The following is a 25,962-nucleotide window of genomic DNA, read 5'->3' on the forward strand; positions in this document are numbered from 1 at the left end:
CCGACGACGTCAGTCCCGCGCCGCGCGCCGCCTGCCCTCTTCGAAGAACTCCAGCAGGGCCGCGACGGTGTGCACGGCGGTGCGGGGCCGGAGCGCGCCGAACGGCGCGTTCCAGAAGTCGCCGCCGCGCGGACGCCACGGCCCGATGTAGGCGTAGGGCCCGGGGTGGGCGTCGTCCCCGGGCGAGACCCCGTAGTTCACCTCATCGACGGTGCTCGCCAGATCGAAATGTTCCGGCCACAGCACGGGCGTCGTATCGGACGCCAGGCAGCGTAACGCCTTGTCCCCGAGAGCGAACCAGTCTTCGATCAACCCGGCCGCCGACGGGTCCACTTCGATCGCCGCGTCGGGATCCACGCCGGTGGTGGCGGAGTAGACGCCCTCCGGCGCCACCGGTTCGAAGCCTGCGGCCGCGGCGAGCTCCCGATAGGTCCCCGCCAGCCGGGCCCGCCCTGCCGGCCAGACCAGCTCGTCCCCGGCAACCGACACCGGCCACCGCACGCCGCCGAAACCTCGCGGCACGACTCCCAACCGAATGGTGCCGAACTCCCGGTACTGCGGCCCGGCGATCAACAACTCGGCGACCGCGTGCAATCCGACTCGTGAGCGCCGATACGTCATCTCGTCCACCCACGCATCATCTCCGCTGCCGCTACCCCTGCGCACAGGTTCGGCGGGAGAGCTGCCGTCTCGCTGCCACGAGGGCTCGTCCGGCGCGGGTGCTCCGCTCACCCCGGCTGCGCGGGAATGCCCTCGCTGGAGCCGAAGCTGGCTTCCTCGCCGCTGACGAGTCCGAGTAGCGCGAGCGGCCGTGGCGTCACCGCGATGGTCAGGTAGGAGACCGTGATCGCCCAGCGGTTCACCGCCCTCGGCACGGCGAAGGTGTGATAGGCGCGCGTCACCGCCTTGGCCGGCAGGCCGGACAGGCGGATGCCCATCGGGTTGGCGACCGCGAAGCGCGGCCCGAGGTCGACGACCAGCCCCAGGTCGCGGTGCTTGTAGTCGGCGGCCGTGCCGATGCCGAGGCTGGCCGCGACGTTCCTGGCGAGCGTCTTGCCCTGCCGCCCGGCGTGCTGCGCCGTCGGCGGGGTGATCCGGCCCGGCTTGGTGAGGTCGGGCACCGCGGCCGCGTCACCGCCCGCGAAGACGTCCGGATGGCCGGGCACGGTCAGTTTCGCGTCGACGACCAGGCGGCCCTTCTCCAGCGGCAGGCCGAGCGTGCCGAGCACCGGTGCGCCGGTCACACCGGTGACCCACGCGACGGTGTGGGTCGGCACCACCGTGCCGTCGGTGAGCACGACCGAGTTCTCGTCGAGTTTCGTCAGCGAGGTCTCCAGCCGGATCTCGATGCCGCGTTTGCGCAGCACCTTCAGCACCTTGTCGCTGAGCCGCTCCCCGACCTCCGGCATCACCCTCGGGGCCATGTCGAGCAGGAGGAAACGCACTTCCGCGGGGTCGAATCCGCGACGTGCGGCGTAGGCGTCGGCGAGGGCGCGCAATTGCGCGACGAGTTCGGTCCCCGCGTAGGAGGCCCCCACGACCACCACCGTGCGGCGTGCCCGGCGTACTTCGGGGTCCTGCTCGTCGTCGGCGAGTTCGAGCTGCCGCAACAACTGCTCGCGCAGGTAGAGCGCCTCAGCGACGGTCTTGAGCCCCCGAGCGTGCTCGGCCAGACCCGGTATGTCGAACAGCCGGGTGACCGATCCGGGGGTGAGCACCAGGCGATCCCAGGACAGCTCCCGTGGCGGGTAATGCTCGCCGGAAACGGTGATCGTCTTGTTCCGCAGATCGACCGACCGGGCGTTGGCGACCACCAACCGGACCCGCGGCAGCGAATCGGCCAGCGAGATGGCGACGAACCGAGGGTCGATCAGGCCGCCGGCCACGTCCGGCAGCAGCGGCGTGTAGAGCATGTAGTCGTTGGGCGTGACGAGCACGATCTCGATGTCCCGATTCGCCTTGGCCACGATGCGGCAGAGTTTCTGGGCGCAGGTGAATCCCGCGAACCCGCTACCGACGATCACGACCCTTTCCGGGCGCGCGGTGTTCCCATCCGGCACGGATACCTCCTCGGCGTCGACTCCCCGACGCGATTCCCGCCCAGGGACATCTGAAACCGCCCCTGCCGCGCCGGGACCGGCCGTGGTTTGGCCTGCCGAGGGGGTGGTAGTGCGTCGGTGTCCGCTGACCGGACCTACGACGGTCCCAACGCGCTCGGCCCGGTGACGCTGGAGGTGGTCGGCACCACGATCGGCACCGACGCGGCGGCGTTCGTGATGATCGTCGCGGCGTCGTTCGGCATCGCGCGCATCGTCGAACAGAATCTGGTCACCGTCGATCCCGGCGTGATCGAGGCGGCCCGCGCGGTGGGCGCGGGACCGCTGCGCATCATCCTGACGCTGCTGATCCCCGAGGCGCTCGGACCGCTGATCCTCGGCTACACCTTCGTGGTGATCGCGATCGTGGACATGTCCGCGATGGCGGGCACCGTCGGCGGCGGCGGTCTCGGCGATTTCGCCCTCGTCTACGGCTACCAGCGCTTCGACTGGCAGGTCACGCTCGTCGCGACGCTGATCATCATCGCGGGTGTGCAGGGCATCCAGTTCTTCGGCAACTGGCTGGCCCGGAAAGTACTGCGGCGCTGAGCTACCCGGCGCCCGACGTGCAGGCGGTCAACCGGACCTGCCCCGGCCGGGGGATGGCGCTGCCGAGATCGGGGAACGGCGGGGCGCTCGGGCCCAGGGTTTCGATGGCCCGGCGTTCGGCTTCGGCACGAGTGGCGCCCCACGCCGATCCGTGCTTGCCATCCGCGCCGCGCGCGACCGACCCGCAGGCGTTCCAGAACTGCACGACCGTCCGGCAGTCGGGAGCGCCGCAGTGGGCGCGAGCCGCGGAGTCGGCGGCGGCCGCGCTCGTGTAGTCCACCGCCGAAGTGACAACGCCCGTGCTGGACGAAAGCGCCAGGGCGCCATAGTAGGTTGCCGCCCGCGCTTCACCCGCGGGAGCGCCGACAATCGCGCAAGCGGCGGCCGAGACCGCCGCAAGCCCGATGGCAGCCTTGTGCGGCACCGACATCTGAGGATCCTCCCCGTTCCGACCGATTCGAAGCTCAGATCATCGTCCGGCCGTGCCGCTTTGTCGAAGTGCGGACTTCCCACTATCGGCGGGTGCGCCACATCGACATCCGGCGCGCCGGTTCGCTGTCGAGCATCCGTCCTCGCCGAGCGCGGAGCATGGGCCGTGCGCGCCAGGGCTGGACCAGAGCGGTGCAGAAGCGTCATCGACCGTCGCCCGACCGCACTGCCGGGAATGTCCGCGGCGGAAACGAATCAGCCGCCGGGCACCTTGTTCCAGGCGCTACCGGCGGCTGCTCTCCGTTTCGGCGATCACACCGTGAAGCCGAGTGCGCGCAGCTGCTCGCGGCCGTCCTCGGTGATCTTGTCCGGACCCCACGGCGGCATCCAGACCCAGTTGATCTTCAGGTCCTCCACCAGGCCGCTGCGCACCAGCGCGTTGCGGGACTGGTCCTCGATGACGTCGGTCAGCGGGCAGGCCGCCGAGGTCAGCGTCATGTCGAGGACCGCGATATTGTCCTCCTCGACGCGCAACCCGTAGACCAAGCCGAGATCGACGACGTTGATGCCGAGTTCCGGGTCGACGACGTCACGCATCGCCTCTTCGATGTCCTCGAGCAGTTTGATGTCCTCGGCGGACAGCTCGGGCACGTCGGCGGCCGGTTCGGCCTGCTCGGTGGTCGGTGTGTCAGTCATGACGCTTTCCCGTTTCCCTCGGACGGTTCAGTTCTCTTCCGCGGCGGGCGCGGGCTGCTCGGGGCCGATCCGCAGGACCGCGTCCTTGAACGCCATCCACCCGAGCAGCGCGCACTTCACTCGCGCTGGGTACTTCGACACTCCCGCCAGAGCGATGCCGTCGCCGATCACGTCCTCGTCGCCCTCGATGGTGCCGCGGCTGGAGATCATCTCGCTGTAGGAGTCGACCACCTTCAGCGCCTGCTGCACCGGGAGCCCGATCACCTGGTCGGTGAGGATCGAGGTGGCGGCCTGGCTGATCGAGCAGCCCTGCCCGTCGTAGGAGACGTCGGTGACGTCACCCTTGCCGTCGAGCTGCACGCGCAGGGTCACCTCGTCGCCGCAGGTCGGGTTCACGTGGTGCACCTCGGCCCCGAACGGCTCGCGCAGGCCCCGATTGTGCGGGTGCTTGTAGTGGTCCAGGATCACTTCCTGGTACATCTGCTCCATGCGCATGACTTATGCAACTCCGAAGAAGCTCTGAGCCTTCCGCACCGCGGCGACCAGCGCGTCCACCTCGGCGAGAGTGTTGTAGACCGCGAACGACGCGCGCGCGGTGGCGGCGACGCCGAAACGCCGGTGCAGCGGCCACGCGCAGTGGTGGCCCACCCGGATGGCGACGCCCTCGTCGTCCAGGATCTGCCCGACGTCGTGGGCGTGGATGCCGTCCACCACGAACGCCACCGCGCCGCCGCGATCGATGTTCTCGGTGGGCCCGATGACGCGCACGCCGTCGATCCCGGCCAGCCCTTCCAGCGCCGCGCCGACCAGCGTGTGCTCGTGCGCCGCGACCGCGTCCATGCCGATCTGCTCGAGATACCGCACGGCCGCGCCCAATCCGATCACCTGGGAGGTCATCGGCACACCGGCCTCGAAGCGCTGCGGCGGCGGGGCGTAGGTGCTGTGGTCCATGAAGACCGTCTCGATCATCGACCCGCCGGTGATGAACGGCGGCAGCTCCTCCAGCAGCGAGCGGCGGCCGAAGAGCACGCCGACGCCGGAGGGTCCGAGCATCTTGTGCCCGGAGAACGCGGCGAAATCGACGCCGAGCGCGCGGAAGTCGACCGGCATGTGCGGCACCGACTGGCAGGCGTCGAGCACGACCAGCGCGCCCACCGCCTTCGCCCGGCGGACCAGTTCCTCGACGGGAGCGACGGCGCCGGTGACGTTGGACTGGTGGGTGAACGCGACCACCTTCGTGGCAGGCGACAGTTCCAGCGAGTCCAGGTCGATCCGGCCGTCGTCGGTCACGCCGTACCACTTCAGGGTGGCGCCGGTGCGGCGCGCCAGTTCCTGCCATGGCACCAGGTTCGCGTGGTGTTCCAGCTCGGTGATGACGATCTCGTCGCCGGGGCGGAGGTGGTGCGGGAACCGGTCGTCGGCGAACGCGTAGGTCACCAGGTTCAGCGACTCGGTGGCGTTCTTGGTGAAGACGATCTCGCCCGCGTCGACGCCGACGAACCGCGCGATGTCGGCCCGCGCGCCCTCGTAGGCGTCGGTCGCCTCCTCGGCCAGCTGGTGCGCGCCGCGGTGCACCGCGGAGTTGCTGGTGATCAGGAAGTCGCGCTCGGCTTCGAGCACCTCGATCGGCCGCTGCGCGGTCGCGCCGGAGTCCAGGTACACCAACGGTTTCCCGTCCCGGACCGTGCGGTTCAGGATCGGGAAGTCGGCCCGGATACGGGCGACGTCGAGGGTGCGGACCGTAGCGGTCATGTCAGGCTCCAGCGATAGCGGTCTGAGTGAAGCGGACGTAGCCGTTGGCGTCGAGTTCCTCGGCGAGTTCCGGGCCGCCCTCGGCGACGATCCGTCCGCCGACGAAGACGTGCACGAACTCCGGCTGGATGTAGCGCAGGATGCGGGTGTAGTGCGTGATCAGCAGCACGCCGCCGTTCTCGCGGTCCTTGTAGCGGTTGACGCCCTCGGAGACGATGCGCAACGCGTCCACGTCCAGGCCCGAGTCGGTCTCGTCGAGGATGGCGATCTTCGGCTTGAGCAGGCCGAGCTGGAGGATCTCGTGGCGCTTCTTCTCACCGCCGGAGAAGCCCTCGTTCACGCTGCGCTCGGCGAAGGCGGCGTCGATCTCCAGCTCGCTCATCGACTCCTTCACCTCCTTGACCCAGTGCCGCAGCTTGGGGGCCTCGCCGCGCACGGCGGTGGCGGCGGTGCGCAGGAAGTTCGACATCGAGACGCCGGGAACCTCGACCGGGTACTGCATGGCGAGGAACAGGCCCGCCCGGGCGCGCTCGTCCACCGACATCGCCAGCACGTCCTCGCCGTCGAGCGTGATCGAGCCGGAGGTCACCGTGTACTTGGGGTGACCGGCGATCGCGTAGGACAGCGTGGACTTGCCGGAGCCGTTCGGGCCCATGATGGCGTGCGTCTCACCGGATTTCACCGTGAGGTTCACGCCCTTGAGGATCTTGATGGGCTCGCCGGACTCGTCGGGGTTGGCGACCTCGACGTGCAGGTCCTTGATTTCCAGGGTGGTCATCGAATTCGAATTCCTTTGCCAGGTATGGGGTCGTTGATCAGGCGCCGATGGCGGCGAGTTCGGCCTCGATGGCCGCCTCCAGCCGCTCCCGGACCTCGGGCACCGCGATCTTCTGGATGATCTCGTGGAAGAAGCCGCGCACCACCAGGCGACGGGCGGCGTCCTCCGGGATGCCGCGGGCGCGCAGGTAGAACAGTTGCTCGTCGTCGAAGCGGCCGGTCGCGGACGCGTGCCCGGCGCCGACGATCTCGCCGGTCTCGATCTCCAGGTTCGGCACCGAGTCCGCCCGCGCGCCGTCGGTGAGCACCAGGTTGCGGTTCACCTCGAAGGTGTCGGTGCCCTCGGCGGCGGCGCGGATGAGCACGTCGCCCACCCACACGGTGCGGGCGTCGCCCTTGGGCGAATGCGGGTCGCCTTGCAGCGCTCCCTTGTACAGGACGTTCGACTTGCAGTTGGGCACCGCGTGGTCGACCAGCAGGCGCTGCTCGAAATGCTGGCCCGCGTCGGCGAAGTAGAGGCCGAGCAGTTCGGCATCGCCGCCGGGGCCGTCGTAGCGGACGTTTCCGGTCAGGCGCACCAAGTCGCCGCCGAGGGTGACCGAGGTGTGCCGCAGGGTCGCGTCGCGGCCGAGCTTCGCGTGGTGCGCGGTGGCGTGCACCGCGTCGTCGGCCCAGTCCTGCACGGCGACGACGGTGAGCTTGGCCGAATCGCCGAGCACGAATTCCACGTTCTCCGCGTAGGTTCCGCTGCCGCGCTGGTCGATGACCACGGTCGCCTTGGCGAAGGCTTCCAGGCGGATCTGCAGGTGGCCGTAGGCGGTCTTGCCCTCGCCGGGGCCGGTGATCGTGACGGTCACCGGCTCGGCGACCTCGACCTCCTTGCCCACCGAAACGACGGTGGCCTGCTCGAAACCCGAATACGCCTGCGCGGCGACGCGATCGGACGGCACGCCGCCCTGGCCGAGCCGCGCGTCGGAACGGTCGACCGTCTCGACGGTGACGCCATCGGCCGCGTCGACCTCGACCCTCGCGCGGCCGTCGCGCACCGCGGTGCCGTCCTGCAACCCGCGCAGGCGGCGCAGCGGGGTGAACCGCCACGCCTCGTCCTTGGCGGAGGGCACCTCGAAGGCGTTCACGTCGAACGACGTGAAGACCTCGCCTTTGTTGATCGCTGGGGTACGAGCCTCGGCGGCTTCGGCGATGTTCTCCACGGCCATCAGCCGACGGCTCCTTCCATCTGCAGTTCGATCAGGCGGTTGAGTTCGAGCGCGTATTCCATCGGCAGTTCCTTGGCGATCGGCTCGACGAAGCCGCGCACCACCATGGCCATCGCCTCGTCCTCGGTGAGGCCGCGGCTCATCAGGTAGAACAGCTGGTCCTCGGAGACCTTCGATACGGTCGCCTCGTGCCCCATGGTCACGTCGTCCTCGCGGATGTCGACGTAGGGGTAGGTGTCGGAGCGGCTGATCGTGTCGACCAGCAGCGCGTCGCACTTCACCGTCGACTTCGAGCCGTGCGCGCCCTTGTTCACCTGCACCAGGCCGCGGTAGGAGGCCCGGCCGCCGCCGCGCGCCACCGACTTCGACACGATGGTCGAGGAGGTGTGCGGCGCGAGGTGCAGCATCTTCGCGCCGGTGTCCTGGTGCTGGCCCTCGCCGGCGAACGCCACCGACAGCACCTCGCCCTTGGCGTACTCGCCGGTCATCCAGACCGCCGGGTACTTCATGGTGACCTTGGAACCGATGTTGCCGTCGATCCACTCCATGGTCGCGCCCGCCTCGGCCTTGGCCCGCTTGGTGACCAGGTTGTAGACGTTGTTCGACCAGTTCTGGATGGTGGTGTAGCGGCAGCGGCCGCCCTTCTTCACGATGATCTCCACCACCGCGGAGTGCAGCGAGTCCGACTTGTAGATCGGCGCGGTGCAGCCCTCGACGTAGTGCACGTAGGCGCCCTCGTCGACGATGATCAGGGTCCGCTCGAACTGGCCCATGTTCTCGGTGTTGATCCGGAAGTAGGCCTGCAGCGGAATGTCGACGTGCACGCCCGGCGGCACGTAGATGAACGAGCCGCCCGACCACACGGCGGTGTTCAGCGCGGAGAACTTGTTGTCGCCCGCGGGGATCACCGAGCCGAAGTACTGCTGGAAGATCTCCGGGTGCTCCTTGAGGCCGGTGTCGGTGTCGAGGAAGATCACGCCCTGGGCCTCCAGGTCCTCACGGATCTGGTGGTAGACGACCTCGGACTCGTACTGCGCGGCGACGCCGGCGACCAGCCGCTGCTTCTCCGCCTCGGGGATGCCCAGCTTGTCGTAGGTGTTCTTGATGTCCTCGGGCAGCTCGTCCCAGGACGCGGCCTGCTTCTCGGTCGAGCGCACGAAGTACTTGATGTTGTCGAAGTCGATGCCGTCGAGGTTGGAGCCCCAGATCGGCATGGGCTTGCGATCGAAGATCCGCAGGGCCTTCAGCCGCTGTTCGAGCATCCATTCCGGCTCGTTCTTCTTCGCCGAGATGTCGCGGACAACCGCCTCGGACAGACCTCGTTGCGCGCTGGCGCCGGCCACATCCGAATCGGCCCAGCCGTAACCGTATTTACCCAGCGAGGCGATGGCCTCTTCCTGGGTGAGCGGTTGCACCTGGTCGGTGGTCGTCGTCATTCGGCACTCCTTCCGGAGTCGTTCGTTCGTACCGCTGCGGGCTGTGCAGCGGTTGGTGTTGAAGTTCCGGTCCGTTCGGCGGGCAGGACGAGCAGCGGCACGTGCGTGGTGCACGCGCAGTCGCCGTTGGCGATCGTGGCCAGCCGCTGCACGTGGGTGCCCAGCAGCTCCCGGAACGCCTCGAGCTCCGCCGCGCACAGCTGCGGGAACTCCTCGGCGACGTGCGCCACGGGGCAGTGGTGCTGGCAGATCTGCACGCCCGCGCCCACCTTGCGGGTGGTGGCGGCGAACCCGGCGTCGGTGAACGCCTCGGCGATCTCCTCGGCCTTGGCCGTGGTCTGTTCGGTGGTGTGCTCGCCGACCGGTTCGATCCCGGCCACGATAGTGCGTGCTCGTTTGCGGGCGAACTCGGTGATGGCTTGTTCGCCGCCGATCTCCCCGAGCTGCCGGATGGCGGCTCCGGCCAGATCGTCGTAGGCGTGGCCGAGTTTGCCGCGTCCGGCCGCGGTGAGCTGGTATTGCTTGGCCGGGCGGCCCCGGCCCTTCTGCTGCCAGGGCGCCGATCGGCTGGCGCGCGCCTGACCGGAGTCGATCAGGGCGTCCAAATGCCTGCGCACGCCCGCCGGGGCCAGGCCGAGCCGGTTCCCGATGGCGGTGGCGGTGATCGGTCCTTCCTCCAGCAGCAGCTGGACGATGGCCGCGCGGGTGTGCCCTTCGCCGCCGACCGTGGCGGGCGCAGCGACCGACCCGGCGTCGGCCCTGCGACCGGCTCCTTCGTCGTTCCTCCGCAAACCCACGGTTTTCACAACATCAGTGTGGCGGAATTCGTTCCCGAAATCTAATAAGGGTGCCCTGAGTCAGCGGGCCGGTCGAGCTGCGTGGATACGGGCGCAGCGGGGCGCCGCCCGCCGGCGTTCCGGACAGGTGTCCACCCGGCGCGACGCCCGGTCGCGGCGCCACTCCACCGCTTGACCTGCGCAGAGGAAACGCCGATCGGAGCCGGTAGAGCCGAGTACGCGCGGCCGGGAGGGCGGAGCGGCCCGCGCACCGCACCCGGTGTCCGGTGCGGCGAATACGCGCAGTGCGATTCGTCACAGGCGCTTCAGCGCACGGCGACCAGCTTCATCGGCGTCTCCAGCAGCGCGTCCACCGCCTCGTCCCACGCGGCCGTCGCCGTGGTGACCAGGGACGGATCGAAACGGCCCGCCGCGACCAGATCGAGCACCTCGGGAATGACGGGGCGGACGTGCGCGCGGCCGGTGTGGAAGGTGCAGCAGCGGGTGTACATGTCCAGGATCGGCAGGGCGACGTCCTGTGCTTGCACGCTGACGCTCGTGCACCAGCCGTCGTACGCCGCCGCATCGATGGCCGCGCGCAGCGCTTTCGCCCCGCCCGCCGCCTCCACCACGATCGGGAACCGTCCGACCCGCGCGTCACGCGGGCCTTCGATCGCCTCCGCGCCGAGCGATCGCGCGATCTCGAGCCGCTGGACCGAGTCGTCGAGATAGACCACACGGGCTGAGCCGAGGGCGGCCGCGAGCCCGGCGGCGTACAGGCCGATCGACGGCGCGGCGGGGCCGCCGATCACCAGCACCTCGGCGGCCGGATCAGCGGCCAGCTGCGGGCCGATCGATCGATAGGCGTCGGGAATGTTGTCGCTGGCGCTGGCCACCGCGACCGGGTCGACACCGGACGGCAGACGCACCAGCATGGCGTCGGCATGGGGCACGAGCGCGAGGTCGGCCCACAATCCGCCCCAGTCCAGCCCGCCCATGGCGCCGAGCCCGAAGGTCGACAGCCGCGGATGGCTCGTGCAGTTCCCGGTCCGCCCGCGCGCACAGGCCCGGCAGGCGCCGCACGAGATCTGGAAGGGCACCACCACCAGGTCGCCCACCGCGACCTCGCGTACCTCCGGCCCCACCTCGACCACTTCCGCGACGCCCTCGTGCCCGAACGGATACGGCCCCGGCAGCGGGAACGCGCCGCGCAGGACGGCCGGATCGATGTCGCAGGTAGCCAGCGCTACCGGCCGCACGAGCGCCTGGCCGGGTCCGCTCAGGACTGGGTCGGGGTGTTCTTCCCAGCGCATCGCACCGGGGCCGGTCAGCATCAGACGCTTCATCGTCCGAGTGTCGCTAGAACGTTCTTTCTAGTCAACGGTTTCCCCCGCCTCGTCCTGCTGCGGGGGCATTTCCGGAAAAAATCCGGACGAGGTCGCCCCGCCGGGCTCGGCACCGGACGAACCGTCCTGCGCTGCGACGCCGCCGCCGCTCCCCGCCGCCGCGAAACTCGCCCGGATCAGCCGCTCCATGGACTTCGCCACCGTGCGCAGTGGTGCGTCCGACTGGCGGATCCGGGCCAGGATGGTGGCGCCCTCGTAGGCGGCGACCACCGTGGCGGCCAGTTCGGCCGCGTCCTCCCCGCCGAGGCCGAGTTCGGCGAGCAGACCGGCGAACGCCTGCTCCATCGTGTCGAAGGCGCGCACACAGGCCGAGCGCACCGCCGCCACGTCGCTGCCGCCGTCCAGCGCGGGCGTGCCGATCGGACACCCGTCGGTCCATTCCGAGTCCGCGAGCTTGCCTGCCATGAATTCGAACAGCGTGGCCAAGGTGGCGAACACGTCGGTCGGCGCCTGCCGGATCATCCGGCCGGTCAGCACGCCGGTCCCGGTGATCGCCGCGACCGCGATCTCCTCCTTGCCGCCGGGAAAATGGTGGTAGATCGAGCCGTACGGCAGTTCGGCCGCCTCGCTCAACGCCTTCAGACCGAACCCGTGATACCCGTGCCGCGCCAGCAGCCCGGAGGCGGCCACCTCGATCCGCCGCCTGGACTCCGAAACCATGCGTCGATTGTGCCGCCTGAGCCGGGCGGGTCCGGGCGGAACGGACCGGGTCCGTTCGCGGTGGGCGATCGCGGTTCGAACTAGGCTTCGTTGCGTGGCGGTACTGGACGGCGCGCGGCGCAGGACACTGGCGTTCGGGCGCCGGGCACTCGGACTCGACGTGCCCGCGGCCGATCACACGATCGCGGTGCTGCACCGCGACGAGTCCGAGGTGCCCGGTCTCGATCGCAAGGAGCTGGCGCAGCTCGACCGCATCCGCCTGATGGGCGCGACCGGCACGGTGCTGATGGCGATCAGCGCGCTGGGCATCGGGGCGCAGCCGGTGCACCAGAACCCCACGTCCGGCGTGCGTGTGCTCGGCATCTTCGCCCGTGCCCACACCGGCTCGCTGGCCATGTGCATGACCGGCACCGTCGTGGTCGTCCTGGCCTGGCTGCTGCTGGGCCGGTTCGCGGTGGGTGGCATCGGCGGCTCCCCCGTCCACCGGCTGACCCGCTCGCAGATGGATCGCACACTGCTGCTGTGGCTCATCCCGCTCAGCGTCGCTCCCCCGCTGTTCAGCAACGACGTCTATTCCTATCTGGCGCAGAGCGAGATCGCCGCGCGCGGCATCGATCCCTACGAGGAAGGGCCGGTCGCGGGCCTGGGCATCGACAACGTGCTCACCAACAACGTCCCGACCATCTGGCGCGATACCCCCGCGCCCTACGGTCCGCTGTTCCTCTGGATCGGCCGGGGCATCGCGGAACTGACCGGGGACAACATCATCGCGGGCGTCTGGGTGCACCGGGTGCTCGCGCTGGGCGGCGTCGCGCTGATCGTCTGGGCGCTGCCCCGGCTGTCGGCGCGCTGCGGCGTCGCATCGGTGAGTGCGCTGTGGCTCGGCGCGGCGAACCCCTTGGTGCTGTTCCATCTCGTGGGCGGCGTGCACAACGACGCGCTCATGCTCGGCCTGATGCTGGCCGGACTGGAGTTCTGCCTGCGCGCCATCGAGGACACCCATCCGTTCGACGGCCGCGCCTACGCGTGGCTGATCGGCGGCGCGATCATCATCACCCTGTCGTCGTCGATCAAATTCACCTCCATCATCGTGCTCGGGTTCGTCGGGATGGCGCTGGCGCGGCGGTGGGGGGCTTCACTGCGCACGGTCGCCATCGCGGCCGCCATGCTCGGCGCGATCGCCATCGGCACCACGCTGTTCATCAGTTCGGTGAGCGGACTCGGCTTCGGCTGGATCTACACGCTGAACACCGCCAACGCGGTGCGCAGCTGGATGTCGCTGCCGACCGCGCTGGGCATCATCACCGGATTCGGCGGCGTGCTGCTGGGGCTGGGCGATCACACCACCGCGCTGCTGAGCATCACCCGCCCGATCGCGGCGGTGGTCGCGGGCTTCTTCACGGTGCGCATGCTGGTAGCCACCGGCACCGGTCGCCTGCATCCGGTCGGCGCGCTGGGCGTGGCGCTGGGCGCGATCGTGCTGTTGTTCCCGGTGGTGCAGCCCTGGTATCTGCTCTGGGCGATCGTGCCGATGGCGGCCTGGGCGACCCGGCCGGTGTTCCGGGTGCCCGCGGTGGCGTTCTCCGGGATCGTCAGCGTGATCCTCATGCCGCGCGGCGCCGATCTCGAGGTGTTCCAGATCGTGGGCGCCGCGATCGCCACCGTGATCGTCGGGGTGCTGTTCATCGTGATCACGCGCAACTCCCTGCCGTGGCGCGGGCAGCCGGGGGTGTCGGCTCCGTCACAGGTGCCCACCTCCTACGGTGTGACATCGTGAACGCACCCTCCGGACCCGCCGTCAGCGTGGACGGCGTCGTCAAGCGTTACGGCGACACCACGGCCGTGGACGGCCTGACGTTCGAGGTGGAACCGGCGCGGGTGCTCGCGCTGCTCGGCCCGAACGGCGCGGGCAAGACCACGACGGTGGAGATGTGCGAGGGATTCGCCGCGCCGGACGCGGGCACGGTGCGCGTACTCGGCCTGGACCCGGTCGCCGATTCCGAACGGCTGCGGCCACGCATCGGCGTCATGCTGCAAGGCGGCGGCGCTTATCCCGGCGCGCGGGCGGGCGAGATGCTCGACCTGGTCGCCGCCTACTCCGCGGACCCGCTCGACCCCGACTGGTTGCTGCGCACCCTCGGCCTCCAGGACAACCGCCGCACTCCCTACCGCCGCCTCTCCGGCGGCCAGCAACAGCGGCTCGCCCTCGCCTGCGCGCTGGTGGGCAAGCCGGAGATCGTGTTCCTCGACGAGCCGACCGCGGGCCTGGACGCCCAGGCCCGGCTGATCGTCTGGGAGCTGATCGACGCCCTGCGCCGCGACGGGGTGACCGTGGTGCTGACCACGCACATGATGGACGAGGCCGAGCAGCTCGCCGACCAGCTCGTGATCATCGATCACGGCCGCATCGTCGCCTCCGGCACTCCGGCCGAGGTCACCGCGCACGGCGCGGCCGGCCAGCTGCGCTTCTGCGCGCCGCCCAAACTGAACTTGGAATTGCTGGCCAACGCCCTGCCCGAGGGGTTCGCGCCCAGGGAGACCACGCCGGGCACCTATCTGGTGGAAGGCGAGATCAATCCGCAAGTGCTCGCGACCGTCACCGCGTGGTGCGCGCGCATGAACGTGCTGGCCACCGACATCCGGATCGACCAGCGCCGCCTCGAGGACGTCTTCCTCGAACTGACCGGACGGGACCTGCGCGGATGAGCGAGCACGACCGGACCGCCAACCGCTTCGCGCCGGGCACCTTCGCCCCCGCCCCGCGCCCGAGCAGCCGCGCCGCGATGCTGTTCGCGCAGACCAGGCTGGAGCTGATCCTGTTGCTGCGCAACGGCGAACAGCTCCTGCTGACGATGTTCATCCCGATCACCCTGCTGGTCGGCCTGAGCCTGCTGCCGTTCGGCGACCTCGGCACGCACCGGGTGGACAAGATCGTGCCCGCCGTGATGATGGTCGCGGTCATGTCCACCGCGTTCACCGGTCAGGCCATCGCGGTCGGTTTCGACCGGCGCTACGGCGCGCTCAAGCGCCTGGGCGCGACGGCGTTGCCGCGCTGGGGCGTCATCGCGGGCAAGAGCGCGGCAGTGCTCATCGTGGTCGTGCTGCAAGCCGTTTTGCTCGGTCTCATCGGTTTCGCGCTGGGCTGGCGGCCCGAACCGCTCGGCCTGCTGCTGGGCGCGGCGGTGATCGCGCTCGGCACCGCGACATTCGCGGCCATGGGCCTGCTGCTGGGCGGCACCCTCAAGGCCGAAGTGGTGCTCGCGCTGGCGAACATCCTGTGGTTCGTCATGCTCGGCGTCGCCAGCATCGTGTTCGCCGCCGACGACCTGCCCGCGGCGGTGAGCGTGCCGGCCCGGCTGGTGCCGTCGGGGGCGTTGGCCGAAGCGCTGGAAAGCGCGATGCACACCAGCGTCGACTGGTTCGGGATCATCGTGCTGGCGGTGTGGGGCGGGGTGGCGGGCGTCGCGGCCACCCGACTGTTCCGCTTCCACTGAGCCTCAACGACGAAATGTAGTAGACCGGGTGCGGCCGCCGGATCGGGCCCGGCTACCATTTTCGACGTGCTGTATCGCGCGTTCTTGCGACTCGTCGACAAGCTGCCGCTGCCCTCGTCGCGGGTGCAGCGCTTGATCGCGCTCGCGGTCATCCTCTCCCAGGCGGGCATCTCGGTGACCGGCGCCGTCGTGCGGGTCACCGCGTCGGGTCTCGGCTGCCCGACCTGGCCGCAGTGCTTCCCCGGTAGCTTCACGCCGGTCGCGGTGTCGGAGGTCCCTGCGCTCCATCAGGCGGTCGAGTTCTCCAACCGGCTGCTCACCTTCGTGGTGACGCTGTGCGCGGCCGCGATCGTGCTGGCCGTGACCCGCGCGCGCCGCCGCCGTGAAGTGCTGGTGTACGCGTGGCTGATGCCGGGCGGCACCGTCGTGCAGGCGATCATCGGCGGCATCACGGTGCGCACCGGGCTGCTCTGGTGGACCGTCTCCACGCACCTGCTCGCCTCCATGGTGATGGTGTGGCTGGCGGTGGTGCTGTACGCGAAGATCGGCGAACCCGACGACGGCATCGACACCGTGCAGGCTCCCGCGCCGCTGCGCTGGCTCACCGCGCTGGCCGGAGTCGCGCTCGCCGCGGTCCTGATCGCGGGCACTTTGGTGACCGCCGCGGGCCCGCACGCGGGCGACAAGAGCATCGAACGTCCCGTGGAACGGTTGCAGGTCGAGATCGTCACCTTGGTGCATCTGCACTCGCAGCTGCTGGTGGGCTACCTCGCACTGCTGATCGGCCTGGCGTTCGGCCTGTTCGCGGTCGGCATCACACCCGCAGTGCGCACCCGCTTGTTCGTGCTGCTCGGCCTGGTGTGCGCGCAAGGGCTGGTCGGCGTCGTGCAGTACTTCACCGACGTCCCCGCGGCGCTGGTCGTCGTGCATGTCGGCGGGGCCGCGGCGTGCACTGCCGCCACCGCCGCGCTGTGGGCATCCCTGCGCACCCGAGAACGAGTGGCCGCGCCGAAGCCCGACCCGGCGGCACAGGCCGCCTGACGAACACTGCGCGAACGGTGATCATCCAGTGGGGAGCGAGCCGGGTGATTGGGGGGTGACCTCGGACGTCGCCCACTCCGCGGACCGTCCGGCGAGACCGGCCGCGCGCTGGACGCCGCACCACAACCGCGACTGCGAGCGGTGAGTTCGACGAGTTCGCTGGCGGGCCTGACGGTTCAGTGAACTGCGTCACCTACTGTTATTTCTCGGTGGTCGGCAGCGTCTCGTAGGCATGACGGAGCACAACAACACCAGCTTCAAGGTCGTGGTCATCGGCGGCGGCTATGCCGGCACCGTGGCGGCCAATCGCCTGCGGCAGCGCGACGACGTCGAGATCACCGTGGTCAACCCTCGCCCGAGGTTCGTCGAACGACTGCGGCTGCATCAATTCGTGGCCGGTACCGGACAGGCCGAGGCGGACTACGGCCCGCTGCTCGGCGACGGTGTGCACCTGGCCGTGGATGAGGCCACACGTATCGATACCGCCGCACGGACCGTGGAGCTGGCATCGGGCCGCACACTGGACTACGACTATGTCGTCTACGCGGTCGGCAGCACCGCGGCACCACCCACAGCAGTGCCGGGAGCGATCGAATTCGCCTACCCCATAGCCGAACTGGAGCACGCTCACCGCCTGCGGGCCGCCATCGAAGAACTGCCGCCGCAGGCCCCGATCACCGTTGTCGGTGGCGGGCTCACCGGGATCGAAACAGCGGCTGAACTGGCCGAACAGGGGCACGCCGTCACACTGATATGCGGCGATCGATTGGCTCCGAGTTTCTCGCAGCGGGCGCGACGGGTGGTGGCTCGGTGGATGGCCCGCAACAGCGTCGAGGTGCTCGAGAATGTGCGGGTTTCCGAGGTCCTGCAGGAATCGATCGTCTTATCCGACGGCCGCGTGGTGCCGAGCGCGGTCACCATCTGGACCGCCGGGTTCGGTGTGCCCGAGCTGGCCGCGCGCAGCGGCCTGCACACCGACGCTCTCGGTCGACTCCTGACCGACGAAACCCTGACCAGCGTCGACGACAACCGTATCGTCGCGGCCGGGGACGCCGCCGCCCCGTCGAACCAGCCGCTGCGCATGAGCTGCCAAGCCGCCGGGCCGCTCGGCGCTCACGCCGCCGACACGCTGCTGGCCCGCGTCGCGGGCGCCGCGCCCGCGGTGCTGGACATGGCGTTCCTCGGATCCAACGTCAGCCTCGGTCGTCGCGCAGGCATCGTGCAGCTCGCGCACAAGGACGACACACCCATGAACGCCCACATCTCCGGCCGCATCGGCGCGCCGATCAAAGAGACGGCTACCAAGTGGACACTGTGGGGAATCCGGTGGGAAGCCCGTAACCCCGGCTCGCTGTTCTGGGTCAAGGGCGGCAGGCGGCTCGTGTCCGATCCGGCGACGGTGGCCGGCTCGTGAGCAGCACCGACGAGCATGCCGAGCGGTTCATCCTCTTGCGCCCGCTGCTGTTCACGATCGCCTACGAAATCCTCGGCTCGGCGACCGAATCCGACGACGTGCTGCAGGACAGCTACCTGCGGTGGGCCCAGGTGGACCTGGCGACAGTGCGGGACACCAAGTCGTATCTCGCGCAAGTGGTGACCCGGCAGGCGCTCAGCGCGATGCGGCTGCGTGCCCGCCGCCGCGAGGAATACATCGGACCGTGGTTGCCCGAGCCGCTGCTGCTCACCGAGCACGATGCCGCGGCCGATCTCGTTCTCGCCGAGTCGGTTTCGATGGGAATGCTGGTGCTGCTGGAATCGCTCACCCCGGATGAACGCGCGGTGTTCGTGCTGCGCGAAGTATTCGCCTTCGGTTACGACGACATCGCCGCATCCGTCGGCAAGTCCGCGGCGGCGGTGCGTCAAATGGCCTACCGCGCCCGCGAATACGTCCGGTCGCGACGCCACCGGTTCGGACCCTACGACAGCGCCCGCATCGCCGAACTCACCGAGAAATTCATGACGGCGGCGACCACCGGTGACCTGGCGGGCCTGCTGTCGATGCTCGCGCCGAATGTCACTTGGACCACCGACAGCGGCGGCAAAACCACCGCGGTGCGCCAGTTGGTGATGACCGGCGCCGAACAGGTGGCCACGATTCTGCTGAACCTGCTGCGAGCGGTGAACCGCAGGCCCGGCATGCGAATCGAGCCGGTGAACTGCAACAGCGCACCCGCGGTCGCCATCTACACCGGCGACCACCTCGAGGCCGTGCTCGTCCTGGACATGGTCGACGACGTGATCGTCAACGGCTACGGCATCCGTAACCCCGACAAACTCGCCGCCCTCGCCATCGCGCGCACCATCACCCGCGATCCCGACCGCGCGTGAGATCCGCACTACCGCACGCTTCGAGCGGCCGGCTCCTCGTCTCGCCCGACACCCCACCCTCGCCAGGAGTGACCACCATGTCCACCACCATCGAATTCAATGACCTGACCGGCGACTTCGTCATCGATACCGCCCGCACACGGATCGGCTTCATCGCCCGCCACACCATGGCCACCCGGGTGCGCGGGAATTTCCGGGAAATCGGAGGCAGCGCGCAGCTGCGTCTCGACGAACCATCGAAGTCCAGCGGCCTGCTGCGGATCCAGGCCACGAGCATCGACACCCGCAACCGGCGGCGCGACGATCTGCTGGCCAGGAAGTTCCTCGGCGCCGATGCCCACCCGACCATCACCTTCGCCCTGACCGGGGCTGCGCGGGTCGACGAGACCACAGTCGAGGTCACCGGCGACCTGACCATCCGCGGTGTCACCAGGCCGGTGACCGTCGGCTTCGAACTGACCAGCGTGCAGAACGACCCGAACGGCGCCCTCCGAGTCGGCTTCACCGGAGCCACCACGATCAACCGCAAGGACTGGGGAGTGCACTGGAAGGCGGCCGCGGGCATGGTCGCTCCGAGGGTGACGCTGGAGTTCGACCTCGCGGCGATCCGGCAGTCCTGACTCGGCAATATTCTGAAAGCCGAGCCCGTCGCTCTCGGGTGTTCGACGCCCGAGGGCAACGGGCTCTGATCTTTCGCGAGAACGGCAAGGACATCATGACCGATTACACGCTGCGCCCGATCGGGCACGTCGAATCCGTGCTGACCGACCCCGCCACCGCTCCCCGACAACCCGATGAAGGAGCCCCGCCGGCCTGGCTGGTCATCGATGACCGATATGCCCGCGCCCTCGACGGACTCACCGCAGGCATGGACATCCTGGTACTGACCTGGCTCGATCGTGCCGACCGCGAAACTCTCACCATCCGACCGCGTGGTGACGCGGCTCGCGCGATCACCGGCGTCTTCGCCACCCGCGCCCCGCACCGGCCCAATCCGATCGGTCTGCACAGCGTCCACGTTCTTGCCGTCACCGGTACTCGCATCCACGTCCGCAACCTCGAAGCTGTGCACGGCACGCCCATCCTCGATCTCAAACCTGTTCTCACCCAGGACCGTTGACCGCTGCGGACGAGCAGTGCCGGGCCGCGGCCGGCCCGGCACTGGTGCGAGCTAGCGCGGTCCGAGGAATCCGGTCAGTTCGAGCGCGACCGCGGCGGGATCGTCCTCATGGACATTGTGTCCGGCGCCCGGAATCATCCGCAGTGTCGAGTGGGGGATCAGCTGGGCGAGCGGCCGAGCCTGTGACGGGTCGACGACGTGGTCGTTCTCGCCCCACAGGATCAGCGTGTCGGCTTCGATCGCGCTCGATTCTCGCTGTACTGCTGCCAGATCGAGATCGCGTGGCTGCTTCCACATCGCGGTCCGGTTCTCCGCGCGACTGAGCGGAGTCCAATACGTGTCCGCCAGTTCATCGGTGAGAATCTCGGGGTGCGCGTAGGCCCCGCGCAGGCCCGCCACATAGATCTCCTCGGTCAGGACGGAGGCGGCGAGCTCGCCCGCACCGGGTTGGCGCATCAGCCGCAGGTTCATGTTTGCGGCGGTTCATGTCCGCGGTCGGCATCGCCCGCGCGTCCGTCGTCGCACACTCGCTGAACGGTTCGGTCGCGGTGGATTTCGCCGCACGGCACCCGCTTTCCGGTAATGGAAACGTGCCGTCGCGGTCTCGACGTACTGCCCCTCCGCGAGAAACGTCGAATCGGGCGCTCGGGCTCCGCTCGGTTCGGCCCCGGCCGGTGCCGCCACGTTCACCAGCAGCAGAGCTGGCACGATTACGAGCATCCGCCACCGTCGAAACCGCTGACGCGGGGTCGAGCAGCGCCCGGCCCGCGGCGGACGGGTCGCCGGAATCCAGGCTCTGCGCGTAGGCGGCGAACGCCGCGCGGAGGCCGTCATAGCGCGGATCGGCCTCGGCGTGGACCGCTCCGGCGGCGCCGTCGGTCGCGTAGGAGCCGGGTTCGACCAAGGTCACCTTGACCCCGAAGCCGGCGACCTCCTGAGCGAGGGATTCACTCAGGCCTTCCAGTGCCCACTTGGAAGCGTGGTACGCACCACCGAGCGGCCAGGCGGCGAGACCACCCACCGAGGAGATCTGGATGATGTGCCCTCCCCCTTGCTCGCGCAGATACGGCAGCGCGGCCTGGACGACCCATACCGTGCCGAAGAAGTTGGTCTCCAACTGATCTCGCAGTTGCTGCTCGGTCAGTTCCTCGACCGCGCCGAGCAGCCCGTAACCCGCGTTGTTCACGATGACGTCCAACCGGCCGAAATGCGCGTGGGCATGCTTCACGCTCTCGAAGACGCCTGCCCTGTCGGTCACATCCAGCGCGAGCGGGAGCACCGCGTCGCCGTAGGCGGTGACCAATTCCGCGAGATGTTCGGTACTGCGAGCGGTCGCGGCCACCTTGTCGCCGCGAGACAGCGCGGCCGCGACGAAGTTTCGGCCCAGACCGCGAGAGGAGCCGGTGACGAACCAGACCTTGCTCATGATGTCCTTCCGTTCTTTCCGCAGTGGCGAGCGCAGCGAGGAGGCCCCCTCACTGCCGATGTCCCGTGCTGCGGCACTGGACGAACACAAGATGTCGCCGACCCGCTCTTCGTAACGAAACCGCGGGGTGACGTGCGTCACCGCTGCCTGTTGCGGGCCGGACCGAAAGGCGGCCTCGCTCACCGATTCAGCGAACCGCAGGGCCGTGGATCGTCCGGCCGGGTCCGACACGATTCCGCACTACTTCGCCAACGCGGCCTGGCTGGAGGACGGCCAGTTGCTGCGCGATGCGCACCGGCTGACGGGCATTCCGGGCGTGCTCATCCACGGCAGACTCGATCTGAGCGCCCCGCTGTATACCGCCCGGCAGCTGGCCCAGGCGTGGCCCGACGCGGAACTACAGGTGATCGACGATTCCGGGCACACCGGCAGCCCGGCCATGGGCGCGGCGGTCCTGCGGGCGATCGCTCGGTAGCCCCGCTCCGGCTTCGACCGGAGCCCACCCGGTGAAGGTCTTAGGTCCCCATCATCGAGGGCAACCGGCTCCGGTGCGGCCGGTGGCGGCGCTGCGAAGGTGAAAGCCGACCCTGTCGCAGCCGCCATCGGAGACGAAATGACCACACCAGCCGACCGTCGGTCCATCATCGTCGGAATCGACGGCAGCCCGACCGCTGTGGGGGCAGCGCGCTGGGCCGGGGCCATCGCGAACCGGCAGCACGCCACCTTGGTGTTGCTGAGTGTCGTTCCCGCGTCGGATTACCATCTGACCGCCTACTCCCGCGCCGAGGTCAATCTGCTACCCGAACTCCGAGCGGTGGCGAAGCAGAAGATCGAGCAGGCGTGCGCTGCCGTGCGCGACGAGCAGCCGGAGCTGGAGATCCGCAAAATCGTGGAGGACGGCAAGCCCGCGCGCGAGCTGATCGCGCACAGCACGGACGCGCGCATGGTCGTCGTCGCGGCCAAATCCCGCGACCGGCTCGCCACGCTGCTGCTGGGTTCCACCGCGCTCACGGTCGCGAAGAAGGCGGCCTGCCCGGTGACGGTCTGGCGCGGCAGGCTCGACCGGCCCCAGCCGGACGCGCGACCGGTGCTCGTCGGCGTCGACGGCAGTCCGGGCGGGTCCGCCGCCGTCGGCGAGGCGTTCGAGCTGGCGTCCGCGCTGGGCGTCGAAGTGACCGCCTTGCACGCGTGGAACGACCCGGACCTGCTGCAATGGACTCCGGTGCCCGACACCTGGAGCGCACTGGCCCAGCAAGAGGAGCAGCTGCTGTCCGAGCGGCTGGCCGGATGGTGCGAGAAGTACCCGGACGTCACGGTCACCAAAGTGGTCGAGAAGGCCACGCCCGCGCAGGCACTGCTCGAACACGCCGAGAAGGCGCAGCTGGTGGTGACCGGCAGTCGTGGACAGAACCGCCTCACCGGGCTCCTGCTCGGATCGACGAGCCAGAATCTGCTACATCATGCGTCGAGCCCGGTGGTGATCTGCCGTGAACGGTAGGTGGCTATTTCTCTGAGGTCACTCGGGCCGTGGGCGTGCGCGCGGATCAGTCCACATCCGCCGCTGACGCCTGGACCACCCGCTGGAGCGCGCGCAGGTCCGCGTCCAGCGTGCGGTACAGCCAGTACACGGCGACGAACGCGAGTCCGCCCACCGCGCACAAGCCCAGCACCGAATCGCGCACCAGCGGAAGTTCCTCGGGTTCGAGCAAGCTGAATCCGGCCAGCACGCCGACCAGCGGCACCGACGCCGTGACCGCGAGATAGATCGTGGTTCTGCGGCGCAGCGTGCGGATGACGCCGGAGTCGTGCGCCGTCGTGCGGCTGTAGCGCAGATAGATCGGATAGACACACCGGACGATGTAGAAGGTCGATAGGAAGAACGTGTAGGCGACGGAGATGACAGCCGCCATCAGAACGGTCGTCGCCGCGTGGATCACCAGCCGCGCCGGGAGGTCGGTGAGCCACAGGCACAGGAACACCCCGGTCACCGTGGCCGTGATCCCGGTCTGGAAGGTGTTCAGCGCACACATGTCTCCCCAGAACAAGGTTCGCGACCGCACCCGCGCGAGCAGCGCGTCGTCGTAGCGTCTGCCCTCACGTAAACCGCGAGGAACCGCCAGCAGATCACGCGACATGAACGCGTAGATGACGATGGACAGCGGCGCCGCGATGAGGACGAAGACGAACACGCCCATATTGAGCTGCCAATTCGTGTGATCGGACAGCCGCTCTCTGATCAAGTCCTGCACGTGCACCGCCATGTAGATCGTCGCCAGGCCGACGCCGACCAGCGAGGACAACCACAGGATGGGAGTGGGCCTGCGCGCGAGCCGGGCGCGCCAGCTGCCGGGGGGCGGATAGACGAGATCGCGGGCGCGCTGCTCCAGGCACAGGTCCAGCTGTTGCGCCAACTCCGAACCGGACGAGTAGCGGTCCGCGCGGTCGGGCGACAGACACTTCAGCAGCACGCGGCGCAGCGCCATCGGGCAATCGGGGGGCAGCTGCGACAGGAATGCCGGATCGACGGGTTTGCGGCGCAGTTCGATCATGCGGGCCAGCGACGTCTGCGAATCGCCCGCCGAGGTCTCGTCCGCGAAGGGGCGTCGTCCGGTGAGCAACTCCCACAGCATGACGGCCAGCGCGAAGATGTCGCTTCGCGTATCCAGGTCCGCGGCGGTCGCGGGCAGGCCGGGATGGCAGGCTTCGAGTTGCTCGGGCGACATGTACGCCAGCGATCCGCCGAAGTACGCCAGGGGGCTGGTGCCACGGACGCGTTTGCTGAAGCTGACGTTGAAGTCGGCCAGCTTCGGGATTCCCTCGGCGCTCAGCAGCACGTTCGCGGGTTTGATGTCGCGATGCAGCACCCCGCGCTCGGACGCGTGCTGCAGCGCGTCCGCGAGCCTGCGCCCCAGCCACACCACGGTCTCCGGCCAGGTCAGGCCGGCGATCCGGAGCCGGACCGCCGATTCCGTCGGCCGCACCTCGCCCTTGTCGGCGAGTACCTGGTCGATGGCGTCGAGCAACAGTTGCCCGCCGCGTCGCTCCTGCGGCGCGGCGCGCGACAAACGCAGCACGTCGAGCAGCGTTCCGCCGGGCAGGTACTGCATGTAGAGCAGCTTCAGCTCGCCGTCGGCGATGAGTCGCTGGTCGAAGATGCGCACGATGTATTCGTGGTCGAGCTGGGCGAGCGTCTGCGGCTCGTTGCCGTGGTTGTGCGAGATCTTGACCGCGACCAGTCGCTGCATCGACTGCTGCCGCGCCAGGTACACCTGGGCGAAGGCGCCGACCCCGATGCGCATCAGGAGGTCGAAATCGTCGACTCGATCGCCGACGTCGATGGCGTCGAGCGCGACCTGGGCGCTGGGACGAGCGATCATCGTGCTGCGGTAGTCGCTGGTGATCCGGTCGAGCTCCGGATCGGCCGCCGTCGCGGTGGCGGTGCCGTCCGAATCGGCGGCGTCGCGGCGGCCGCTGCGGCGCATGGCGTGGAATTCCTCGTAGACCAGATCGGCCGGGAACGGAGCGCTGCGCAGCTCGGGGAATTCCGCGCGGTAGTCGATCAGCCGTTTGGGGAAGTGGTAGCGAAGCCAGCGGAACTCGAGGTCCACCTTGATCAATTCGATCAGCATCGTGTGCCGATCGGCCGGTTCGCGGGGCAGATAGGAGGACAGATCGGGCGGGAATCCCGACGCCCAGGCCTCGGAGAATCGCGCCACGGCGGCGGCGAGCGCCGCACGGGTCCGTTCCGCCGAATCGGCGAGATCGATCGGTTCGCGCATCGGTAGCTCGGAGTCAGCCGTTGCGGGTCAGACGGCGGCTACACACGATGCGCCCTTGCCTCGCAGGTGTTCCACATCAGCTCCTTGACGTCGAATTACCCTGCTCAAGGGTATCGCTCCGCGCGTGGGTGTCGCGGCATCCGCGCAAACGCCGCCGATGGATTGCTCAGCGGGCACTCGGGCCCCGCGCTCGACTCGGTTCGGTCGCCGTCCGATCGTCCGAACTGCCGGGAATGGCATCGCCGGGGTGGTGCTCGAGACCACTGGTATCCGCTCATCCGGCCGGAACGGGCGACGAAAACCTCCCACGAGTAGAACGCGCGCCGCGACACCTGGGACACCGCCCCGCACATCTGCACGGCGGCCGATATGCCCGGCAAACCTCGACTTCCTAGGTGCGGCGGGGCCAGCGCTCGACCTGGACACCACGATCCGTCTCCGAGTACACCGGGGCGGTCGACGGAAGACCGGCCGACAGATCGGACGCCGGGCAGCGCCGAGAACACCGGAAGCACCGCGAGCATGCCCACCCCTGTCGACCCGGTGAACGTAGCGCTGAGGAGCAGCTAACCGGGACCTCCCAGAGCGGACAAGGTGACGCGACGAGTTGGGCCAGGACGGGAACCGGACCGCAGGACCTGCGTCAGCGCCTTCGCATCCTGGCCCAGCCGAGCGGGCACGACGATGCGGCCGGGTTCCGGTTGCACGGGCAGCGCGACTTCCCGTCGAGCCCGTCTCGGCGCTCGGACACGCGGCCGCGTCCACTCCCCGGCCGACCCACTGCTCACGGGTCGAGGAACAACCGCTCGTTCGGCAGGCGGGGCAGGCCCGTCGGATCGCCGGGGAGCACCGTGGCCGCGTCCTCGTAGTGGCGGGCGCGCCACTCCTGGACGAACAGCGCGGCAGCGCTCGCACAGGCCACGAAGTTCAGACGCACGTCGTGGAATTGGACCGACACATGGACATCGGGCTCTTCCGGG

Annotated in this window: 24 protein-coding genes and 3 pseudogenes; 11 read left to right on the top strand and 16 right to left on the bottom strand. The window is 69.3% G+C overall.

The window, feature by feature from the left end; all coding sequences use genetic code 11:
* Positions 1–9 precede the first annotated feature (9 nt).
* Positions 10–621, bottom strand: a complete 612-nt coding sequence (locus NB3_RS13240) for a hypothetical protein (RefSeq protein WP_067802247.1) — start codon at positions 619–621, stop codon at positions 10–12.
* Between the two features lie 107 nt (positions 622–728).
* Positions 729–2,060, bottom strand: a complete 1,332-nt coding sequence (locus NB3_RS13245) for an NAD(P)/FAD-dependent oxidoreductase (RefSeq protein WP_244891889.1) — start codon at positions 2,058–2,060, stop codon at positions 729–731.
* 150 nt (positions 2,061–2,210) lie between these two features.
* On the opposite strand from NB3_RS13245, the pseudogene NB3_RS13250 reads away from it, so the two are divergent.
* A pseudogene (locus tag NB3_RS13250) lies at positions 2,211–2,645 on the top strand (methionine ABC transporter permease); the annotation flags it as partial.
* A gap of 1 nt (position 2,646) precedes the next feature.
* Here the strand turns inward: NB3_RS13250 and NB3_RS13255 are convergent.
* The 10 genes from NB3_RS13255 to NB3_RS13300 all read right to left on the bottom strand — a co-directional run bounded on the left by NB3_RS13255 (position 2,647) and on the right by NB3_RS13300 (position 11,794).
* On the bottom strand, positions 2,647–3,075 hold the full coding sequence (locus NB3_RS13255) for a DUF4189 domain-containing protein (RefSeq protein ID WP_067801798.1): 429 nt from the start codon (positions 3,073–3,075) through the stop codon (positions 2,647–2,649).
* Positions 3,076–3,386: 311 nt separating this feature from the next.
* On the bottom strand, positions 3,387–3,725 hold the full coding sequence (locus NB3_RS13260; protein WP_084486224.1) for a metal-sulfur cluster assembly factor: 339 nt from the start codon (positions 3,723–3,725) through the stop codon (positions 3,387–3,389).
* A gap of 72 nt (positions 3,726–3,797) precedes the next feature.
* Positions 3,798–4,265 carry a Fe-S cluster assembly sulfur transfer protein SufU gene (gene sufU / locus NB3_RS13265; RefSeq protein WP_067801801.1) on the bottom strand — a complete coding sequence of 156 codons (468 nt, stop codon included), beginning with the start codon at positions 4,263–4,265 and terminating at the stop codon, positions 3,798–3,800.
* A 3-nt stretch (positions 4,266–4,268) separates the two neighbouring features.
* The gene (locus NB3_RS13270) at positions 4,269–5,522 is read right to left on the bottom strand and encodes a cysteine desulfurase (RefSeq protein ID WP_067801803.1); all 1,254 of its coding nucleotides are present in this window, start codon (positions 5,520–5,522) and stop codon (positions 4,269–4,271) included.
* Position 5,523: 1 nt separating this feature from the next.
* Positions 5,524–6,300, bottom strand: coding sequence for a Fe-S cluster assembly ATPase SufC (sufC, locus tag NB3_RS13275; protein ID WP_067801806.1), 777 nt, complete (start codon positions 6,298–6,300; stop codon positions 5,524–5,526).
* Between the two features lie 37 nt (positions 6,301–6,337).
* Positions 6,338–7,516, bottom strand: a complete 1,179-nt coding sequence (gene sufD, locus NB3_RS13280) for a Fe-S cluster assembly protein SufD (RefSeq protein ID WP_067801809.1) — start codon at positions 7,514–7,516, stop codon at positions 6,338–6,340.
* A complete protein-coding gene (gene sufB, locus NB3_RS13285) occupies positions 7,516–8,952 on the bottom strand; it encodes a Fe-S cluster assembly protein SufB (RefSeq protein WP_067801810.1) in 1,437 nt (478 codons plus the stop codon). The genes sufD and sufB overlap by 1 nt, the downstream gene beginning before the upstream one ends.
* Positions 8,949–9,758, bottom strand: a complete 810-nt coding sequence (locus NB3_RS13290; protein WP_067801812.1) for a helix-turn-helix transcriptional regulator — start codon at positions 9,756–9,758, stop codon at positions 8,949–8,951. Before NB3_RS13290 ends, sufB begins: the two co-directional genes overlap by 4 nt.
* Positions 9,759–10,054: 296 nt before the next feature.
* Positions 10,055–11,074: a zinc-dependent alcohol dehydrogenase gene (locus NB3_RS13295; RefSeq protein WP_067801816.1), complete on the bottom strand. Its 1,020-nt coding sequence runs from the start codon at positions 11,072–11,074 to the stop codon at positions 10,055–10,057.
* A gap of 27 nt (positions 11,075–11,101) precedes the next feature.
* Positions 11,102–11,794 (bottom strand): TetR/AcrR family transcriptional regulator, encoded by a 693-nt coding sequence (locus tag NB3_RS13300; RefSeq protein WP_084486203.1) that lies wholly within the window; start codon positions 11,792–11,794, stop codon positions 11,102–11,104.
* A gap of 94 nt (positions 11,795–11,888) precedes the next feature.
* Between NB3_RS13300 and mptB the strand changes: the two genes are divergently transcribed.
* The 8 genes from mptB (at position 11,889) to tsaA (ending at position 19,777) form a co-directional block, all read left to right on the top strand.
* Entirely contained in the window at positions 11,889–13,571 is a 1,683-nt protein-coding gene (gene mptB / locus NB3_RS13305; protein ID WP_067801820.1) for a polyprenol phosphomannose-dependent alpha 1,6 mannosyltransferase MptB, read from the top strand.
* Complete coding sequence (locus NB3_RS13310; RefSeq protein WP_067801822.1) at positions 13,568–14,500, top strand: ABC transporter ATP-binding protein; 933 nt, start codon at positions 13,568–13,570, stop codon at positions 14,498–14,500. Before mptB ends, NB3_RS13310 begins: the two co-directional genes overlap by 4 nt.
* The gene (locus tag NB3_RS13315) at positions 14,497–15,288 is read left to right on the top strand and encodes an ABC transporter permease (protein ID WP_067801825.1); all 792 of its coding nucleotides are present in this window, start codon (positions 14,497–14,499) and stop codon (positions 15,286–15,288) included. Before NB3_RS13310 ends, NB3_RS13315 begins: the two co-directional genes overlap by 4 nt.
* A 66-nt stretch (positions 15,289–15,354) precedes the next feature.
* Positions 15,355–16,329: a COX15/CtaA family protein gene (locus NB3_RS13320; RefSeq protein ID WP_067801827.1), complete on the top strand. Its 975-nt coding sequence runs from the start codon at positions 15,355–15,357 to the stop codon at positions 16,327–16,329.
* A gap of 232 nt (positions 16,330–16,561) precedes the next feature.
* Complete coding sequence (locus NB3_RS13325) at positions 16,562–17,743, top strand: NAD(P)/FAD-dependent oxidoreductase (protein WP_067801829.1); 1,182 nt, start codon at positions 16,562–16,564, stop codon at positions 17,741–17,743.
* Positions 17,740–18,657, top strand: coding sequence for an RNA polymerase sigma factor SigJ (gene sigJ / locus NB3_RS13330; RefSeq protein WP_067801832.1), 918 nt, complete (start codon positions 17,740–17,742; stop codon positions 18,655–18,657). The genes NB3_RS13325 and sigJ overlap by 4 nt, the downstream gene beginning before the upstream one ends.
* Positions 18,658–18,734: 77 nt before the next feature.
* Positions 18,735–19,277: a YceI family protein gene (locus NB3_RS13335; RefSeq protein ID WP_067802253.1), complete on the top strand. Its 543-nt coding sequence runs from the start codon at positions 18,735–18,737 to the stop codon at positions 19,275–19,277.
* Positions 19,278–19,372: 95 nt separating this feature from the next.
* Entirely contained in the window at positions 19,373–19,777 is a 405-nt protein-coding gene (gene tsaA / locus NB3_RS13340) for a tRNA (N6-threonylcarbamoyladenosine(37)-N6)-methyltransferase TrmO (RefSeq protein ID WP_067802256.1), read from the top strand.
* A gap of 51 nt (positions 19,778–19,828) precedes the next feature.
* On the opposite strand, the gene NB3_RS13345 is transcribed toward tsaA, so the two are convergent.
* Both NB3_RS13345 and NB3_RS36160 read right to left on the bottom strand, forming a co-directional pair.
* A complete protein-coding gene (locus NB3_RS13345) occupies positions 19,829–20,176 on the bottom strand; it encodes an alpha/beta fold hydrolase (RefSeq protein WP_067801835.1) in 348 nt (115 codons plus the stop codon).
* 337 nt (positions 20,177–20,513) lie between these two features.
* A pseudogene (locus NB3_RS36160) lies at positions 20,514–21,206 on the bottom strand (SDR family NAD(P)-dependent oxidoreductase); the annotation flags it as partial.
* A 235-nt stretch (positions 21,207–21,441) separates the two neighbouring features.
* Between NB3_RS36160 and NB3_RS13355 the strand changes: the two are divergent.
* A pseudogene (locus tag NB3_RS13355) lies at positions 21,442–21,678 on the top strand (prolyl aminopeptidase); the annotation flags it as partial.
* A 138-nt stretch (positions 21,679–21,816) separates the two neighbouring features.
* Positions 21,817–22,701, top strand: coding sequence for a universal stress protein (locus tag NB3_RS13360; RefSeq protein ID WP_067801841.1), 885 nt, complete (start codon positions 21,817–21,819; stop codon positions 22,699–22,701).
* Positions 22,702–22,747: 46 nt separating this feature from the next.
* On the opposite strand, the gene NB3_RS13365 is transcribed toward NB3_RS13360, so the two are convergent.
* Positions 22,748–24,982, bottom strand: coding sequence for a serine/threonine-protein kinase (locus tag NB3_RS13365; protein ID WP_067801844.1), 2,235 nt, complete (start codon positions 24,980–24,982; stop codon positions 22,748–22,750).
* Between the two features lie 784 nt (positions 24,983–25,766).
* Positions 25,767–25,919 (bottom strand): hypothetical protein, encoded by a 153-nt coding sequence (locus NB3_RS13370; protein WP_157111780.1) that lies wholly within the window; start codon positions 25,917–25,919, stop codon positions 25,767–25,769.
* Positions 25,920–25,962 lie beyond the last annotated feature (43 nt).

Source organism: Nocardia beijingensis NBRC 16342 (assembly GCF_001612785.1).
Lineage (GTDB): Bacteria > Actinomycetota > Actinomycetes > Mycobacteriales > Mycobacteriaceae > Nocardia > Nocardia beijingensis.